At 58.7% G+C, this 18,449-nt stretch carries 12 protein-coding genes; 7 read left to right on the top strand and 5 right to left on the bottom strand.

Annotation, left to right across the window (positions count from 1 at the left end; genetic code table 11):
• Positions 1-544 precede the first annotated feature (544 nt).
• Positions 545-3,337 carry a TonB-dependent receptor gene (locus tag ABD837_RS18225; protein ID WP_345057337.1) on the top strand — a complete coding sequence of 931 codons (2,793 nt, stop codon included), beginning with the start codon at positions 545-547 and terminating at the stop codon, positions 3,335-3,337.
• 91 nt (positions 3,338-3,428) lie between these two features.
• On the opposite strand, the gene ABD837_RS18230 is transcribed toward ABD837_RS18225, so the two are convergent.
• Positions 3,429-4,571: an XdhC family protein gene (locus tag ABD837_RS18230; protein WP_345057339.1), complete on the bottom strand. Its 1,143-nt coding sequence runs from the start codon at positions 4,569-4,571 to the stop codon at positions 3,429-3,431.
• 276 nt (positions 4,572-4,847) lie between these two features.
• Between ABD837_RS18230 and ABD837_RS18235 the strand changes: the two genes are divergently transcribed.
• Positions 4,848-5,207, top strand: coding sequence for a hypothetical protein (locus ABD837_RS18235; protein WP_345057341.1), 360 nt, complete (start codon positions 4,848-4,850; stop codon positions 5,205-5,207).
• Positions 5,208-5,864: 657 nt separating this feature from the next.
• On the opposite strand, the gene katG is transcribed toward ABD837_RS18235, so the two are convergent.
• Positions 5,865-8,123: a catalase/peroxidase HPI gene (gene katG, locus ABD837_RS18240; RefSeq protein WP_345057343.1), complete on the bottom strand. Its 2,259-nt coding sequence runs from the start codon at positions 8,121-8,123 to the stop codon at positions 5,865-5,867.
• A 203-nt stretch (positions 8,124-8,326) separates the two neighbouring features.
• Between katG and ABD837_RS18245 the strand changes: the two genes are divergently transcribed.
• Both ABD837_RS18245 and ABD837_RS18250 read left to right on the top strand, forming a co-directional pair.
• Positions 8,327-9,253, top strand: coding sequence for a hydrogen peroxide-inducible genes activator (locus ABD837_RS18245; protein ID WP_345057345.1), 927 nt, complete (start codon positions 8,327-8,329; stop codon positions 9,251-9,253).
• Between the two features lie 142 nt (positions 9,254-9,395).
• Positions 9,396-9,848 (top strand): hypothetical protein, encoded by a 453-nt coding sequence (locus tag ABD837_RS18250; protein WP_345057347.1) that lies wholly within the window; start codon positions 9,396-9,398, stop codon positions 9,846-9,848.
• A 128-nt stretch (positions 9,849-9,976) separates the two neighbouring features.
• Here ABD837_RS18250 and ABD837_RS18255 read toward each other — a convergent pair whose 3' ends face one another.
• Genes ABD837_RS18255 through ABD837_RS18265 form a run of 3 tightly spaced genes read right to left on the bottom strand, consistent with a single transcriptional unit; the run spans position 9,977 to position 13,854 of the window.
• Entirely contained in the window at positions 9,977-12,217 is a 2,241-nt protein-coding gene (locus ABD837_RS18255) for a xanthine dehydrogenase family protein molybdopterin-binding subunit (RefSeq protein ID WP_345057349.1), read from the bottom strand.
• Positions 12,214-13,239 carry an FAD binding domain-containing protein gene (locus ABD837_RS18260; RefSeq protein ID WP_345057351.1) on the bottom strand — a complete coding sequence of 342 codons (1,026 nt, stop codon included), beginning with the start codon at positions 13,237-13,239 and terminating at the stop codon, positions 12,214-12,216. The genes ABD837_RS18255 and ABD837_RS18260 overlap by 4 nt, the downstream gene beginning before the upstream one ends.
• A gap of 24 nt (positions 13,240-13,263) precedes the next feature.
• A complete protein-coding gene (locus ABD837_RS18265) occupies positions 13,264-13,854 on the bottom strand; it encodes a (2Fe-2S)-binding protein (RefSeq protein WP_345057353.1) in 591 nt (196 codons plus the stop codon).
• Positions 13,855-14,208: 354 nt separating this feature from the next.
• Between ABD837_RS18265 and ABD837_RS18270 the strand changes: the two genes are divergently transcribed.
• From ABD837_RS18270 to ABD837_RS18280, 3 genes are all read left to right on the top strand, one after another.
• Positions 14,209-14,889, top strand: coding sequence for a response regulator transcription factor (locus ABD837_RS18270; RefSeq protein WP_345057355.1), 681 nt, complete (start codon positions 14,209-14,211; stop codon positions 14,887-14,889).
• A 185-nt stretch (positions 14,890-15,074) separates the two neighbouring features.
• Entirely contained in the window at positions 15,075-16,469 is a 1,395-nt protein-coding gene (locus ABD837_RS18275; protein ID WP_345057357.1) for a sensor histidine kinase, read from the top strand.
• 258 nt (positions 16,470-16,727) lie between these two features.
• Positions 16,728-18,374 (top strand): SulP family inorganic anion transporter, encoded by a 1,647-nt coding sequence (locus tag ABD837_RS18280; RefSeq protein ID WP_345057359.1) that lies wholly within the window; start codon positions 16,728-16,730, stop codon positions 18,372-18,374.
• Positions 18,375-18,449: the final 75 nt, after the last annotated feature.

The raw sequence follows: 18,449 nt of genomic DNA on the forward strand, positions 1-18,449 counted from the left end.
GCGAGTGTGGAGTTGCTACATTTTTTCCGGCTACCGGCCCGGCTACCGGCCCGGCTACCGGCCCGGCTTCGGAGTTGGGAAAGTATTTGGGCTTTCGCCTATTATCGGGTACCGGCGAAAGGCTTAGCAATGAAGCTCGGTATTAGCTACCGTGTACCAACTCGATAGCATGAGTGGCGGATAAACCACAAATCATTTTGCGTGGTTGATGATTTGCATTTTAACGATACTAACGTGAGAGTGGGTAACTGGAGGCGCGAGTATCTACGTAATTATTTTCCCGTTTTGGGAAAGCCGAAAGCCATTCGGTTCAATTTAAGCCTTGTGTTTTGCTTTTATCGTTCGCGCAGTATATATGATAAATAAGCCCTAGATAAGTGCTTTTCGGCTAATGTAGTTGAACAGAGTATCGGTATGTAAAAGAGTTGGTCCCGCATTGGGAGGCATTCAACTTGTGTTAGGTAGTATCTGCCGAAAAAGGGTAGCCGAACCATATCGTGGTGTATAATTTTGACTTTTCTTATATACCGCGTTAATTACTCTCATGCGTAAAATTTACTCTGCATTGGTAGCAGCTGCGCTGGCTCCGACTATCGCTGCTACAGCCGCTCCGGGTGCAACTCCGGTACCGCATCACGTTTCTGCAAAAGCCAAAGCCAAAACCAAAAAGCTACGCTTGGCCCCCGACCCAACGGGAACGCACATTGGTGGGGCAGTGCTCACCAATACCGGGGACCCGTTGCCTGGGGCTACAGTCTTTATCAAGGGTACGTACGTTGGTACCAGCACCAACCAGGATGGGCATTTTGACCTCAACGGCTCATTTGCAAATGGTCCGGTGGAACTGTTGGTGTCGTACGTAGGCTACGAAACGCAGTCGATTATACTGCAGAAGCCGGAGGACCAACTGAATGTGTCGTTGGTACCCAGTGCCACGATGCTGAGCGAAACCGTGGTTTCGGCCTCCCGCGTGGAGGAAAACATCATGCGTGCGCCGGTAACGATTGATAAGGTGTCGGCCAAGCAGGTCGAGCGCATCAGTACGCCGGAGGTGTTGGCGGGGCTGGGCAACTTGGCGGGTATCGACGTAAACTCGGCCTCGATGCTGTTCACCAGCGTGAGCACGCGCGGCTTTAACACGGCTAAATCGGAGCGGGTGATTCAGCTCGTCGACTACATGGATACGGCCCTGCCGTCGCTCAACCTGAGCCCCGGCAACATGGTGGGCATTCCGGAGCTCGACATGGAAAGCATCGAAATTGTGCACGGTCCGGCCTCGGCTCTTTACGGCTCGAACGCGTTGAGCGGCGTGGTGCTCTTCAACTCAAAAGATCCGTTTGTGTACGAAGGTCTGAGCGTGCGCCTGCGCGGCGGCCAACGCAGCCTGCTCGATGGGCAGTTGCGTTATGCTCACAAGATTACGGATAAGCTCGCTTTCAAAGTAAACGCCAGCTATTTCCGCGCCAACGACTGGATTGCCAATGATTTTAACGCACAAACCTCTTCGACTAATCCGACGGGCTCGCCACTGGGTTACGATGCCGTGAACCGCTACGGCGAGCTCGATGTGACTTTTGCGCCGTATCCGGGCGTCAACCCGGAGCTGTACGGTAAGCGGGTGTACATCCCCGGCTACACCGAGCGCGATTTGGTTGCCGGCGACACCACTACTCGCTCGTACCGTGTGCAGGGTGCCGTTTCTTATCTCTTCAACAGCGACCTGAAGCTGACGTTTGAAGCCAAGCGCGGGGTGGGCACCTCCACTTACCAAAACCTGAGCCGCTTCCGGATTAAAGACCTGGGCACCGACCAGTATCGCCTGGAGCTGAAAAGCTCAAAAGGCTTCATCCGGGCCTACACGACCGAAGACTTCACGGGCAGCAGCTATGAGCTTACGCAGCTGAGCACCAAAGTGCTGCAATCGAAAGTGAACCCGGCCAACGCGCAGTCGCCCACCTATGCCCAACAGTATTTTGGTACTTACAATGGGGCCTATACCTACGCCCGCCAGGTAGGCAAGCAGTCGGTCGATATGGCCCTGGCTTCGGCACAAGCCGCCGCCAATGCCACGCTGCCAGTAGCCGGCAGCGACGTGTTCAACTCCCTGCGCAACAAGATTGCCCAGGACAACAACCCCATGACCGGCGCAGGCCAGCATTTCAACTCGCGCCTGAGCGATGTAAGCGCCCAGCGCAGCTTTGTGCTCGGCAGCCCCAAAACGGGCCTTATCGTGGGCGCCGCCTACCGCCAGTATATGCTGGGTTCGGGCGGCGTGTTGTTTGACGATTTGGATGGTAAGCGCATCCCGAACTACGAGTACGGTTCTTATGCTCAGATTACCCACTCGACGCTTAACGACCACCTGAAGCTGGCCCTCGCCGGCCGGGTCGACTTTTTCAAGAACTTCAACCCGTCGTTGTCGCCGCGGGTGGCCGCCGTGTACTCGCTGGGCGGCCGCAACCAGCATAACTTCCGCGCCAGCTACGGCCAGGCCTTCCGCAGCCCTTCGCAAACCGACCAGTTCCTACACTCCGACGTAGGCTCGTTCATTCTGCTCGGCAACATTGGCAATGGCTACCAGGGCTACGGCTTCACGGATGCAAAGGGCCGCGGCTACAACCCGTACGACCCTACAATGAAGCTGGCTGACTTTGAAATTAGCATCGACAAGCTCCGCCTGGAGCGCGTGAACACCTATGAGGTAGGCTACAAAGGCGCAATTCTGCCCAATGTCTACGTCGATGCCAGCTACTTCAATAGCCGCTACAACGACTTCATTGGCGGCGTGGCCTTCATTGGCAATCTGAACGGCAGCCGGCCCAGCGAAGCAGTAGTGAAGAGTGCGATTACCACGGGTAGCGGTTTCAATACGCCGGAAGCCCGCATCATCTTCGTGTCGCAGAACAACAGCCAGGTGGTGCGTACCCAGGGCGTTACTTTCGCCCTGACGTATTACCTGAACAAAGCCCTGAACCTGACCGGAAACTATTCGCTCAACGTTCTCGACCGCAGCAACCTGCCCATCGGATTCCGCACTTACTTCAACACGCCCAAGCACAAGTACAACCTGGGTGTGAACGGTATTGTAGCCAAGAACCTGAACTACACGGTAAACTACCGCTGGATTGAAGGCCATCAGCAGGAGATGCCGTTCGCCGCCGGCGAAATCGCTACTTACCGCACCACGGACGCCTATGTGGGTTACACCATCCCCAAGCTGGCTTCGACGCTGCAAGTGGGTGGCTCGAACATCTTCAACGCAAACAACATTCAGATTATCGGTGGCCCGCAAATCGGTCGCCTGATTTACCTCGGTTTGCTGGTTAACGTGAAGTAATTCATTGATGCCCCGATAGCCAAAGCGGCCCGCGTCATTCGACGCGGGCCGCTTTTGTTTGACAGCAACTGGTTGAACCGGCAACGACTGGCTAAAAGCTTGCCGTTGGCATTGCCAGCGCGGGGCTATGCACCGTTCCGGCCCGCTCGCGCAGTGGCCGGCCGTTGCGCTGGTGCCGCCGGGCCTGAATCTCGGCTACGATGGCTAGGGCAATTTCCTCCGGCGTTTCGCTGCCCAAATCGAGACCAATGGGGCTATGGAGGCGATTTTGCAGCACGTCACTGGCTTCGGCTTCTGATAATTCCAGTTCTTCAAGCAGCCGACTGGCTTTGGCTCGAGGGCCAAGCAAGCCAATGTAGGGCGCGTCTGTGGGCAGCAAGGTTTGCAGCGCAGCCAAGTCGTAGGCGTAGTTGTGGCTAAGCAGCACGTGGTAGGCACTGGCGTCGGCAACCTGCACTTCCAACTCGCGTACCGGCACGATGCGTACTTCGGCCGCTTCCGGGAAGCGGGCGGCGTTGGCCAGGTTGGGCCGCCCATCCAGCACCGTAATGTGCCAGCCGAGGGAAGCGGCCAGGTGTACCAGCGGCTGGGCATCGTTACCGGCCCCGTATACGACGAGGCGCAGCGGTGGCGTGAGGACCTCCAGCAGTGCCCGCACGGGGCCGGCGTCGGTTTCAATGTCGAGTACCTGCGACAAACCTTGGGCCAGCGTAGCCCGGGCGGCCTCAGCCAGAGGGACGGCCAGTAGGGGAGTGCCCCGCAGAGCGCCGGTTGCGGATAGCAACACCCGCTGACCCACGGCTACTTTCAGGCCCGAGGAATCGGCTGCGAACACCGTGGCCAGCACGGCCGGCTCGGGGTGCTGGGCAAAGCTGCGGAGCAACTCTACCGGGTTGTCGGGCGCGGCAAAATCCAGCGGTTCCAGCAGGATGCGCACCACGCCCTGGCAGCCGGGGCCAAGGCCGTGGCGCGGGTCGTCCTCGTCGCGGGTGTCGTAGGTGACCAAGGCGGGCTGGCTCCGAAAAATGGACTGGCGGGCCCGCTGGCGAGCATCGCCCTCCAGGCAGCCCCCGCTGATGGCGCCGGTCAGCTCCCCGTCTTCGGTCACGAGCATGCGGGCCCCGGGGCGGCGGTAGGCCGAGCCCAGCACCTCGACCACCGTGGCCAGGGCGCAAGGGCGGGCTTCGGCGCGGTGACGGTCGTAGGCGAGGAGTAGGCGTTGCAGTTCAGTCATTGGGTGGTAGTTTGCTCGCGGAATACGCCCGGTAACGAGGCGGGGTTCTGTAAACTACAGGCCGGGGGGCGTGGTTTAGAGTTGGCAACGCCCCCGGTATATGTGGAACTTGAGAGGTCACCGATTGGCAGGGACATTTCCCAGAAAAGCGCAACGCCATGAAGGAGCATCTTGAGCGACTGAAGCAAATTGGGATTGAGGCGATGGGGATTGAGTGGAAATATTGGTAAATACTGGCTTGATGAGGGTGCTCTTTGTTGAAAACTGTAGTAAGGCATGAAAAATAAAAATATCTATAATTACTCTCTGATTGATAGTGAGAAAATTGTTGTTTTTATTTCCGAGGAATATTTCTTCCCTGACTTTGTAGAAACTATAGAGTTTATTGAAGTTCAAGCGTTTTACAGCATTGTTAGGAAAGTGTTTTTAGACTTTAGTAAATGCAAGTTTCTTCATGGTATAGGGATGAGCTTAGAAACACAACTATATTTCGAAAAATCAAAATCAGATAATAAGCTTGTCTATTGGATTGGAAATAATAACATACACGCTGTAGTTAGAATATTAGCGGAAAGTCACTATGATTCAAGTGATATTATACCGTATTATTCTACAATTGAAGAAGTGCTTAGATAAATCTACGGTTAGGAATATACCCCAATCAGATGAACAGATTCAAAAAACACCGAGGACTCAAAAGGTATTACAGAAACCTCGCGACTGAAAACGACATTGACAAATTCACTTGGCTTAATTTGAGCAATACCGAAAATTGGAAAAAGAATTGGCATCAGCACTTTGACTGGTATGGCTATGGTAACCTAAGTTTCAAAAGAAGAAAGCCACACTTAGACAAACTTTTTAGGCATTTCGATATACTTGTCAATAAGACAAAAGACTTGCAATCAGACTTTCAGATTTATACTGTTTTGCTTGATTTTCACAGTTCAAGCGACGCACTATTTCTGCATATTCCAAATATAAATAACTCTCAATTCCCTTTCAAAGTCTCTGACTTGCAATTGACAACTACATTGAAGAACAACCAGCTCATTGAATACATAAGCAGCTTGGATGGCTATGAGAAGCTATACGGGCAAGGTGAAGAGGCTTTCTGTTTGATATTTAAGAAGAATGTAGGCCAATCCTTCTAACAGAATAGCTAGCCGCAAAAGCACAGAAGCAAATCTCGAAAACCCAAAACGCCCCGCAACCAACCAGTTGCGGGGCGTTTCTCTGTGCGGCAATAGCTGCCTTCCGCACCTTACGGGATGGAAGCGCTGGCGGGCGGCATTAGGCCTTAGCCAGGTCGAAGCGGCCGAGGTTCATCACCTTGGCCCACACGGCTACGAAGTCCTTCACAAACTTCTCCTGCGAATCGGCGCAGGCGTACACTTCAGCCAGGGCGCGCAGCTCGGAGTTCGAGCCGAAAATCAGGTCGACGCGGGTGCCGGTCCACTTTACCTGGCCGGCTTTGCGGTCACGACCCTGGAAGGCGTTTTGCTCGTCCGAGGTGCTGGCCCAGGTGGTGTTCAGGTCGAGCAGGTTTAAGAAGTAGTCGTTGGTGAGCGCGCCGGGCTTGCTGGTGAACACGCCGTGGTCCGAACCATCGAAGTTAATATTGATGGCGCGCAGGCCACCGAACAATACCGTCAGCTCGGGAGCAGTCAGGGTCAGGAGTTGGGCTTTGTCAATCAGCAGCTCCTCGGCGGCGGCGCGGTGGTGCGTCTTCAGGTAGTTGCGGAAGCCGTCGGCGGCTGGCTCCAAGGCAGCGAACGAAACCGTGTCGGTTTGCTCCTGCGAGGCATCGGCGCGGCCGGGGATGAAGGGCACCGTCACGTTGTGGCCGGCGTTTTTGGCGGCCTGCTCGATGCCCACCACGCCGGTGAGCACGATGAGGTCGGCCATTGAAACCTGCTTGCCGCCGGTTTGGGCCGTGTTGAAGGCCTGTTGGATACCGCCGAGCTTGTTCAGCACGGTCGACAGCTGCGCGGGGTTGTTCACTTCCCAGTAGCGCTGCGGGGCCAGGCGAAGGCGGCCGCCATCGGTACCGCCGCGCTTGTCTGAGCCGCGGTAGGTGGAGGCGGAAGCCCAGGCGGTGGACACCAGCTGCGCCACCGTGAGGCCGGCGGCGGCAATCTGGCCTTTCAGTGCGGCCACGTCCTGGTCGTCAATTACCTGGTAGGTCACGGCCGGAATGGGGTCTTGCCAGAGCAGCTCTTCGGTTGGCACTTCGGGGCCGAGGTAGCGCTCCTTGGGGCCCATGTCGCGGTGCGTCAGCTTGAACCAGGCGCGGGCGAAGGCATCGGCAAACTGGTCGGGGTTTTCGTGGAAGCGGCGTGAAATCTTCTCGTACGCCGGGTCGACGCGCAGGGCGATGTCCGTGGTCAGCATGAAGGGGGCGTGCGTTACGGCCGGGTCGTGGGCATCGGGAATGGTGCCCGCGCCGCCGCCTTTCACGGGACGCCACTGGTGCGCGCCGGCAGGGCTCTTGGTCAGCTCCCACTCGAAACCGAAGAGGTGGTCGAAGTAGTCGTTGCTCCACTTGGCCGGCGTGGTGGTCCAGGCGCCTTCGAGGCCGCTGGTGATGGTATGCTCGGAGTGGCCTTTGCCGAAGCTGTTGCGCCAGCCTTGGCCCAACTCTTCGATGCTGGCTCCGGCGGGCTCGCGGGCCACAAATTTGGCGGGTTCGGCCGCGCCGTGGGTTTTGCCGAAGGTATGGCCGCCGGCAATCAGCGCCACGGTTTCTTCGTCGTTCATAGCCATGCGGCCGAAAGTTTCGCGGATGTCGCGGGCCGAGCGCTCGGGGATGGGTTCACCGTCCGGGCCTTCGGGGTTTACGTAGATGAGGCCCATCTGCACGGCGGCCAGCGGGTTTTCCAGCTGCCGGTCGTCCACGTAGCGCTTGTCGCCGAGCCACTCGGTTTCGGGGCCCCAGTACACGTCTTCCTGCGGCTCCCACACATCGGCGCGGCCGCCGGCAAAGCCGAAGGGCTTCAGGCCCATCGACTCCAGGGCGCAGTTGCCGGTCAGAATCATGAGGTCGGCCCAGGAAATTTGCTTGCCGTACTTCTGCTTGATGGGCCACAGCAGCAGGCGGGCTTTGTCGAGGTTGGCGTTGTCGGGCCAGCTGTTGAGGGGGGCGAAGCGCTGGGCGCCCGCGCCCGCGCCGCCCCGGCCGTCGGCAATGCGGTAGGTGCCGGCGCTGTGCCAGGCCATCCGGATGAAGAAGGGGCCGTAGTGGCCGTAGTCGGCCGGCCACCAGTCCTGCGAGTTAGTCATCAGCTCGAACAGGTCCTGCTTCACGGCGTTCAGGTCCAGCTTGTTGAATTCTTCAGCGTAGTTAAAGTCCTTGTCCATGGGGTCGACAAGGGGCGAGTGCTGGCGCAGAATGCTAAGCTTGAGCATGTTGGGCCACCACTCGCGGTTGGTGCGGCCGCCACCGGCCGTCTGCTTCACCGCGCCATTGAGAAAAGGGCACTGGGCGGCATCCGCGTTCAGGTCGTGGAGGATGGAGTTATCTGCGGGGAGGTCGTGCAGGTTGGCGCTCATGTTAGAAGTGTTTTGTGTTGCCCTGGTTAAGGGCGAGATTATTAAAAAGTTTGCAGACTCGCTTAAGAAGCAGTTTGAGCGGCTTTAAGAAGCTCGGTGGCCAGCAGCTTTGCACAAAGCTAACTAGTGCAATCGCATAACCAAAATCGATTTTGTTTATAACTTTATAAGCAGAAACTATATCAGCGCAGCGCTTGCCTTCCATGAATTTACAACAACTCGGCTACCTCGTGGCGCTCGATACGCACCGCCAGTTCGGCTTAGCCGCCGAAAAAAGCTACGTGAGTCAGCCCGCGCTAAGCGTGCAGGTGCAAAAACTGGAAGAGGAGTTGAGCGTGCTGTTATTCGACCGCACCCAGCGCGGGGCCGAGCCCACGGCCATCGGGGCCCAGGTCATCGCCCAGGCCCGGCGCGTGCTTCACGAGGCCCAGCAGCTGCGCGAAATGGTGCAGGTAGCCAAAGGCGAGGTGGTGGGCGACCTGCGCCTGGGCGTCATCTCCACGCTGGCCCCGTACCTGGTGCCGCGCTTCCTGGTGGCCCTCACCACGGCCTACCCAAATCTGCGCGTTCACATTGAAGAGCTGCGCTCGGAAGAAATCATACTGCGGCTTAAGGATTACCGCCTTGATGTGGGCCTGCTGGTCACCCCGCTCGATGACCGGCTGCTACACGAGGTGCCCCTGTTGGACGAGCCTTTCCTGGTGCTGGCCTCCGAGAGCCACCCGCTGGCCGCCGCAGAAACCGTGCGCCCGGCCGACCTTGCCAGCCCCGGCCTCTGGCTTATGCAGGAGGGCCACTGCTTCCGCAACCAGGTCCTGAACCTGTGCGGCCGGACGGCTTCCACCGGGGCTATTGCCTACGAAAGCGGCTCCATCGAAACGCTGAAAGAGCTGGTGCGCCACCACCACGGCTACACGCTGGTGCCCGAGCTGGCCGTGTTGGACGAAGTCGACACCAACCCCCTACTCAAGCGTTTCGTGACACCAACCCCAGTGCGCGAGGTGAGTCTGGTGGTGCATCACGGCTTTGTGCGGACGACGTTGCTCACCGCACTACGGGAGTTGATTCTGGCCAGCGTGCCCGCCCGGTTACGGGCAGGCAAGTCCGGCGAGAAAATCCGCTGGCGCTAACGGTTGAATCATCTTGACTACCGAAGGTTTCTTATATACTAATGGTATCTTGCCTAATATAAATGCCTCATACGTTTCCAATAGTTTGGAGCTTTTGTACATGGGTGAGTATTCTAATTAAACCAACTAACTAAAGAAAAGCATGGACATATTAAGCAAAATTGCGTGGAGCTTTAATAAAACAGAATACAAAACAATTGATGATTTCAATCATAAGCTTCTAAAATATCAGCTTGATATTATGAAGGAAAGAGCTTGCTGGAAAAGTGATGAAATAGTTGTTGATAGTCCGGTAGTAGAAGTTGAATTTATGGCTTGGATAAAAAAAGGAAGCCTAGCGGAAAACGAGACTCTTTTAGAAGGAGACGATTTTTTCGAAGACGAAGACAATAGTGAGGGCGGGTTATTTCAGGCAGATATTAAAGCCCGTTTCGAAGCTGATAATGGGCAACATTTTACGGCGTTAGAGCTGCTATATAAGTTAGACAAGCAAATGAAATCTAAGGAACTTGGTGACCATATTTTTTTTGAGGGATTGGGTGATGAAAAAAATGAAGATGGAGTTTCAGTGTTTTATATGGGATGTGGAAGCTGATATTTAAAAGTTGTCTTCTTTAATTTCCAGCGTAAATCGTAAAGCTCTTCTAAAGTCAAAAACGCCCCGCAACAATTCAGTTGCGGGGCGTTTCCATGTCACTTCAGCGGCACTGGCCGCCGGCGTTTCTACAGCAGCTTGTCAATCGTGACGGGCAAATCGCGCACGCGCTTGCCGGTGGCGTGGTAAATGGCGTTGCTCACGGCGGCGGCCACGCCTAGTAGGCCTACTTCGCCCAGGCCTTTGATGCCGAGCGGGTTGACTTTGTCGTCTTCCTCGCTCACGAAAATCACGTCGATGTCGTGGATGTCGGCATTCACGGGGACGTGGTATTCGGCGTAGTTGTGGTTCATGTAGCGGCCGAAGCGGTGGTCCATCACCGATTCCTCCATCAGGGCCGAGCCGATGCCCCAGACGACCGAGCCGAGGACCTGGCTGCGAGCCGTTTTGGGATTGATGATGCGGCCGGCGGCCACGGCATTCACCACGCGGGTGACGTGCACGGTCATCAGCTCCGGGTCCACTTTCACTTCCACGAATACGGCGTTGTGGGCGTGCATGGAGTATTTCGGCGGCTTCAGCATTTCCAGCTTGGCCAGCACGGTGGAATTTTCGGCTTCGAGTTTAAGCTCGCCGCTGGCTTGCACAAGGTCGCGCAGCACGACGGCTTGCGTATTGTCGGAGCGCAGGCGCAGCTGGCCGTTGGCAAACTGCACGTCGTCGATTTTGGCGTCTTTGAAGGCCGGGTTATCCATCTTTTTGGCCTGCTTCAGCAGGGCTTCGCCGAGCTTAGTGCAGGCTTCCACCACGGAGTTGCCCACCGAGGCGGCCGTCCAGGAACCACCTTGGAGGGGCGACTCGGGCAGCGTGGTGTCGCCCAGCACGAAGGTGACGGCTTCGATGGGCAGGCCCATGCTTTCGGCCGCAATCTGCGTCATGATGGTGTAGGTACCGGTTCCGATTTCGTTGGTGCCGCTGCTTACGGTGAGGTGGCCGTCGGCATCGAGGCTGGCTTTTACGGTGGCGGGCAATTTCGAGGAATCCCAGACGCCGCCGCCCATGCCCCAACCCACCAACAGGTTACCGTCGCGCATCGAGCCGGGCTCGGCCGTGCGCTTCTCCCAACCGAATTTGGCCGCGCCCTCGGCGTAGCACTTGCGCAGGGCCTTGCTGGAGTAGGGGAGGTTTTGGGCCTGGTCGAAATCGGAGTAGTTGCGGAGGCGAAATTCGAGCGGGTCGAGGCCAGCGGCGTAGGCCATTTCGTCCATTGCAATTTCCAGTGCGATGGAGCCCGAGGCTGCGCCCGGCGCACGCATGTCGAGGGGCGAAAACACGTCGAGCTTGCTGAGGCGGTAGCCCAGCTCCACGTTTTTGCAGTCGTAGAGCATGCCGCTCCAGCCCACCACATTCTCGGTAAAATCTTCAAACTGCGAGGTTTCGGCCACGGCAAAGTGGTTGATGCCCGTGAGCGAGCCGTCGGCGGCGGTGGCTAAGGCGACGTGCTGCAAGGTTTCGGGCCGGTGGCCGAAGCTGAACATCTGCTCGCGGGTAAGCGACACGCGCACCGAGCGCTCCAACTGCAGCGAGGCCATCACGGCCAGAAACAGCTGGTACTGCGGCCGCAAACCGGAGCCAAAGCCGCCGCCGGTGTACTTCGAAATCACCCGCGCCTGGTCCTTGTTCAGCCCGAAAACCTTCATCACGTATTGCTGGCTGTTGAAAGCGCCCTGCGTTTTATCGTAGATATTCAGGTTCTTATCGCCGAGCCATTCCACGGTGCTGGCGAACACTTCCATGGGGTTGTGGTGCTGCGCGTGGTGCGAGTAATTCGCCTCCATGTGGGCCACGCCTTCCTTCCAGCCCTTGCCAAAGTTGCCGCGCGACTTCGGCGGCTTGTAGCCAGTCTTGCCCCGGCCAGGCTCGAAAGCCCTGTCGATGTGCTTGCTCAGCTCGGTTTCAAAAGCTACTTCCTTGTACTCAATGTGCAGGATGGACGCGGCGTAGCGGGCCAGCTCAAACGTGTCGGCCACTACCAGCGCCACGGGTTGCAGGCTGTACTTGATTTCAGCATCGTGCAGTGGGCGAAAGGGCGAGCCGCCGGGGGCCACGTCGTCCTTGTAGCTGCGGTCGAACCAGGCCAGCGAGGGCACGTTCTCGTGCGAGAAAACTTGGTGCACGCCGGGCAGCGCCAGCACCGGCGCGGCGTCGATTTTCGTGATTTTGCCCTTGGTAATCGGGCTGCTGACCACGTAGCCGTAGAGCAAGTTGGGCACGTTGAATTCGGCGGCGTACTTGGCGGTGCCGGCCACTTTTGCCGGGCCATCGACGCGGTTGGTGGGTTTGCCGATGTAGTCAGTGGTGTGGCTCATGGGTTGGAATTTTGGAAGGCGTTGGCGTCGAACGCCTGATTCATTTCGGTGGCTTGCTTGAGGGCGCGGACAATGGCGCGCTTGGCCAGTTCAATCTTAAAGTTGTTGGTGCCCTGGCCCTTGGCACCGGCCAGCACCTTGGCCGCCACGCGGAGAAAGGTGTCGGCGGTGGCGGGCTGGCCGATGAGCAGGGCCTCGGCTCCCTTGTCGCGCCAGGGCTTGTGGGCCACGCCGCCCAACGCTAAGCGGGCATCGGTGATGGTGTCGCCATCCAGCTCCAGCGCGGCCGCCACGCTCACTAGCGCAAAGGCATAGCTGCTGCGGTCGCGCAGCTTCAGGTAGCTGAAGTTCTTTTCGAAGCCCTTGGCGGGCAGGTCGAGGCCGGTGATTAATTCGCCGGGCTCCAGGGTGTTGTCGCGCTCGGGCTGGTCGCCGGGCAGGCGGTGGAAATCCTCGAACTTGATGGTGCGCTCGCCGTTCGGGCCGCTCACTCGCACGGTGGTGTCGAGGGCGGCCAGGGCCACGCACATGTCCGAAGGGTGGGTGGCGATGCAGTGTTCGCTGGCCCCGAGAATGGCGTGCACGCGGGTATAGCCCCCAATGGCCGAGCAGCCTGAGCCCGGCTCGCGCTTGTTGCAGGGCGTGGCGAGGTCGTAGAAATAGTAGCAGCGGGTGCGCTGCATCAGGTTGCCGCCATCAGTGGCCATGTTGCGCAGCTGCGGGCTGGCCCCGGCCAAAATGGCCTGGTTCAGCAGCGGATAGCGCTGCTCTACTTCGGGGTGGTAAGCGGTGTCGGCGTTGGTGGCGAGGGCCCCGAGGCGCAGGCCGCCACCGGGCAGGGCTTCAATGGCATCGAGGCCCAGCTTTTTGAGACCGATGAGGTGCGTGGGGCGGGCCACGTTTTCCTTCATCAGGTCAATCAGGTTGGTGCCGCCGCCAATGTAGGCCGCGTCTTCGTGCGCGGCTTTGTCCTGCACGGCGCTCGCCACGGCGGTGGCTTGGGTGAAAGTGAAACTGTTCATTTTGCGGGAGTTAAGGCGGAGGAATTACTTGGCGGGTTCTACCGGCGGCATCGTTTGCCCGGCCGTACCAGCCGACCACGCCTTGTCCTCGATGATTAATCCTTCGTTGTTGAGCACTTCCATCACCGCGCTCAAAATGTTGCTGTAAGCGCCGCAACGGCAGACGTTGCCGCTCATCAGCTCGCGCACTTCGGATTCGGTTTTGGCCTTGCCTTCGTTAATCAGGCCCTGGGCCGAGCAAATCTGGCCCGGTGTACAATAGCCGCACTGAAAAGCGTCGTGGTCGATAAAGGCCTGTTGCAACGGACTCAGCTTGTCCTCCGTGCCGAGGCCTTCGATGGTTGTGATTTCGGAATCTTCGTGCATCACGGCCAGCGAGAGGCAGGAGTTGATGCGCTTGCCATCGACCAGCACCGTGCAGGCGCCGCATTGGCCGTGGTCGCAGCCTTTCTTGGTGCCGGTCAGGTCGAGGTACTCGCGCAGGGCGTCGAGCAGGGTGGTCCAGGGCGCGATTTGCAGGGTGTGCGCCTGGCCGTTGATGTGGAGGCTGACGGCTTGGGTGGGGGCCAGGGACACCGGCGGCGGGGCCAGCGGGGCTTGGGTAACTTGCTTCATAGATGCGGAAAAGCTAGAGGTTGCGGATGCTGCTACTTCCCTACGGCTGCTTTCCGGCTGTGTTCCAAGTATTAGGACATTTTGGAAAAGACGCCCGCACAACTAAGCACAACCAGGTTAAGCTGAGCCTTTATCAATCAGGTCGCCATCCTATTCGAATTCGCAACTGGAAGGGTTGGGCGAATGCCCTGAAACGCCAGGCATAAGGGCCTCTTGTAGCGGTAGCCTAGCTGTATTGCCCGATACACAACGAATTGGCAACCGGCCCTGGCTCGCCCAGCCAGGCCCAGCCATTTTCCCACCGACGCCCGCCCATGCGGCCCGTTTTCCGAAACGGCGCTACCTTCCCGCCCCATGAAAATTCTTTTAGTTGAAGACGAGCCCTCGGTAGCCGCCTTCCTGCACCAGGGCCTCACGGAGCAGGACTACACCGTCGACCTCGCCGCCGACGGCCTGCTGGGCCTGCGCCGCGCCCAGTCAACCCGCTACGACTGCCTGATTCTGGACCAGATGCTGCCCGGCCTAAGCGGCCTCGAAGTGTGCCGGCAAGTGCGCGCCCACGACCCCGGCGTGCCCATTCTCATGCTCACCGCGCTGGGCGAAACGGACGACAAAATCCGCGGCCTCGACGCCGGGGCCGACGACTACCTCGTCAAGCCTTTTGCCTTTGAGGAGCTGCTGGCGCGGCTGCGTGCCCTCGTGCGCCGCCGTACCGAAGCGCCCGCGCCCAAAGCCGTGCTCCACCTCGCCGACCTCACCCTCGACCCCAGCGCCAAGCGCGTAGAGCGCGCCGGCCAGGCCATTCAACTCACGGCCCGCGAATTTGCGTTGCTGGAGTATTTGCTGCGCAACCAGAACCGCGTGGTTTCGCGGGCCGACTTGCTGGAGCACGTCTGGGATTTAAGCTTCGATACGGGCTCGAATGTGATAGATGTGTACATTAATTTTTTGCGCAAAAAAGTAGACAAGGGGTTCGAGCCCAAGCTGATTCATACTTTGGTGGGGATGGGGTATGTGATGAAGAACGAGGGGTGATTAAATGTGAAAGATGTGGAAATGTGAAGGATTCAGGACGCAGCTGAGCTGTTTAATGAATTACGAAAATCACTTGTAACCTCATGCTGAAATTTCGCTCAACATGATGCGCGTTTGACAGCCTACACGTTCGGTTCCGCATCCTTCACATTCCCACATTCTCTACATTCCCACAACCTCAAGAAATGTCCATTCGCCTCCGCCTTGCGTTGCAGTTCGGGTCCATTCTGGCCGTGACGTTGTTGCTGTTTGCGTTGGTTATCTACTTTGCCACGGAGCAGTCGCGCCGAAACGAGTTCACCCAGAGCCTGTTCAAGCGCACGCTGGTGGTTGGGCACGCCTACGTGGCTGGGCAGCAGGGCCGCGAAAATGCCGGCGAAGAGGCCTCGTATCGTCGCTATTTGCGCCAGCTGTATCGCACGCTGCCGGCAGAACAGGGGCGGGTGTATAATGCAAACAACCAACTGGTTTTTCGGGAAGGGCAGGGGGCTGCCCAACCCGCGCCGCCTGCGTGGCTCGCGGAGGTACGGCGCACTGGGCAAGCCATATTGGAACCAGAAACCAATTACCACGAAACCGTGGGCCTGCTCTACCGCGATGCCCGACTGGGCCCGTTGGTGGTGGTGGCCTCGTCCGTTGATGAGGACAGCCAGCTGCAGCTTGGCGAATTGCGGCGGCGGCTCGTGCTGGGGTTTTTGGTGGCTGTGGTAGCAGCAGGAGCAGGAAGCTGGTTTTTTGCAGGCCGGGCGCTGCGCCCGTTGCGCCGCATGGTGCGCGAAGTCGACGGCATCACGGCCACCGACCTGAGCCAGCGCCTGACCCGCACCGGCGAAGCCACCGACGAAATCGGCCTGCTCACCCAGCGCTTCAACCGCCTGCTCGACCGCCTGGAAGCAGCTTTTGTGGGCCAGCGCACCTTTGTTCGCGATGCCTCACACGAGCTGCGCACGCCGCTTACAGCCCTTATCGGCGAGTTGGAAGTGTCGCTGCTGCAAGCCGAGCGCCCTTTCGCCGAATATCGCCGCGTGCTGCAAAGCACCCTCGATTCGGCCCGGCAGCTCAACAGCCTCACTAATGGCCTCCTGCAAATTGCCCGCGCCTCCGACGACCCCTCGCAAGTGCCGATGGCCGCCGTCAGCCTCGACGATTTGTTGCTGCAAGCCCATGAGCAGTTGCTGCGTCGCCATCCTACCTGCCGCGTCGACCTGGACTTCGGCGAGGCCGATTCCTTCATCGTGCGAGGCAACGAAGCCCTGCTGCTCTCGGCAGTGCTCAATATCCTGGACAATGCTTGCAAATTCTCGCAGCAAGCCGGTGGCACCGTAACGGCCACGCTGGCTCGCAATGGCAAGACGATATCGCTGCTGGTGAACGACGAAGGCCCGGGCCTCTCTCCCGCCGATTTGCAGCAGGTATTCGTGCCTTTTTTTCGAGCAGCCTCGGCCCGGACGGTGCCGGGGCACGGCATTGGTTTGCCGCTGGCAGCCCGCATTATGGCGTTGCACGGCGGCACGGTGCGCGTAGAAAGCGAGTTGGGGCAAGGCACTTTCGTGTGGCTGGAATGGCCGGTGCCTCGATAAGCGTGACTTACTTGAAGAAGGTTAAGCAGTGCGTAGCGCAGCATTTCGCCTGTGGTCGTAACTTAATTGTCAGGAGTGATGGTAGCAAGCAAGATGCTGCGCTGCGCTCGGCAGGACGTGCTGGTTTGGCGTTCGATGGGCTCGACTCTGAATTTTAATTCCTTTTTAATTTGTCTTTAATTCGACCTTAATAACGCTCCCGTAACCTTGCATCGAGAAATTCCTTCAACTGTTGGCTGAATTTCTAACTGTTTGATTATGACCCAAATAATTTCTTCGCCGGCCCAAACTGGCACTCCCATTGCAGCTCCGGTTGCTCCTAACGAACCCCGACCCAAGGCCTCGCTTTTCAGCACCATCGGGCAGGATGCGCCGGCCGGGCTGGTGGTGTTTCTGGTAGCCCTGCCACTGTGTTTGGGCATTTCGCTGGCCTCGGGCGCACCGCTGCTGGCGGGCGTAATTGCGGGCATCGTGGGCGGGGTGTTGGTGAGTATGCTCAGCGGCTCGGCGGTGAGCGTGAGCGGGCCGGCGGCGGGCCTCACAGTGGTCATGCTGTCGGCTATTGCGACGCTGGGCTCGTGGCCAGCAGTGCTGGCAGCCACGGTTGTTGCCGGCGTTATTCAGATTGGTTTGGGACTGGCGCGGGCCGGCATCATTGCCTTGTATTTCCCGGCCGCGGTTATTCGCGGAATGCTGGCTGCCATCGGTATCATTCTGGTATTGAAGCAGCTGCCGCACTTTTTTGGCGCCGATACCGACTATTTCGAAGACATGAATTTTTCGCAGTTCAATGGCCTGAACACCTTCTCGGCCATTGGCGCGGCCATGAAGGCGCTAAGCCCCGGTTCGGTGCTGGTAGGAGCGGTGTCGCTGGTCATTCTATTGCTGTGGAACACGGCGCCGGTGCGGCGTCAGTCGTGGGCGCGGCTGGTGCCGGGCGCGTTGGTGGCGGTACTGGCGGCGGTGGGCCTCAACCAACTGCTGAAGTCCGTGGCGCCTGATATGCAGGTGCGTCCCGAGCACCTCGTGAAGCTGCCGGTACTGACGTCGCTGGGCCAATTGGCCAGCGAAATGACGTTCCCCGACTTCAGCGCCCTGCGCAACCCGGCCACCTACGGCGTGGCGTTCACCATTGCCATCGTGGCTTCGCTTGAAACGCTGCTCAGCGTAGAGGCCGTCGACAACCTCGACCCACAGAAACGCCACACGCCCACCAACCGCGAGTTGATGGCCCAGGGGACTGGCAACTTGGTGAGCGGCTTGTTGGGCGGCCTGCCGCTCACGGCGGTTATCGTGCGCTCGTCGGCCAACATTGCCGCCGGCGCGCAAACCAAAATGTCGGCTTTCATCCACGGCCTGTTGCTACTCACGAGCCTGTTGTTTCTGGGCTCGGTGCTGAACCTGATTCCGCTGTCGGCGCTGGCCGCGGTGCTGCTGCTGGTGGGCTATAAGCTGACTACGCCGGCGCTCTACCGCAAGCAGTGGCAGCTGGGCTGGGCGCAGTTTACGCCCTTCATCATCACCATCGTGGCCGTGCTTTTCACCGATTTGCTGAAGGGCGTGACCATCGGGCTGGTACTGGGCTTCTTCTTTATTCTAAGGGATAACGCGAAAGCGGGCTCCTACCTGCGCCGCGACGAGGCGGCTGATATTGCTGAGGGCGACGAAGGCGGCCTACTGCACCTACGGCTGCCCGAGCACGTTTCCTTCCTCAACAAAGCCAGCATCGTGACCACCCTGGAGCAGTTGCCCGCCAACAGCCGCGTTATCCTCGACGGTACCCGTTCCGATGTCATCGACCACGACGTGCTCGAAGCCATTGAGGCCTTCCGGCAGGCGGCTCCGGCCCGCGGCATCGACCTCGAACTGCGCGGCATTCGCCAGGTAGCGCTGGGTGCACACTAACTCTCTGGCCGCAACCCGTACTACTTTTGTAGCCTAAACCCAGCGCTGCCACGAGCAGCCCTTCTCAACCATCGC

The organism is Hymenobacter glaciei (genome assembly GCF_039539585.1).
Classification (GTDB): Bacteria; Bacteroidota; Bacteroidia; order Cytophagales; family Hymenobacteraceae; genus Hymenobacter; species Hymenobacter glaciei.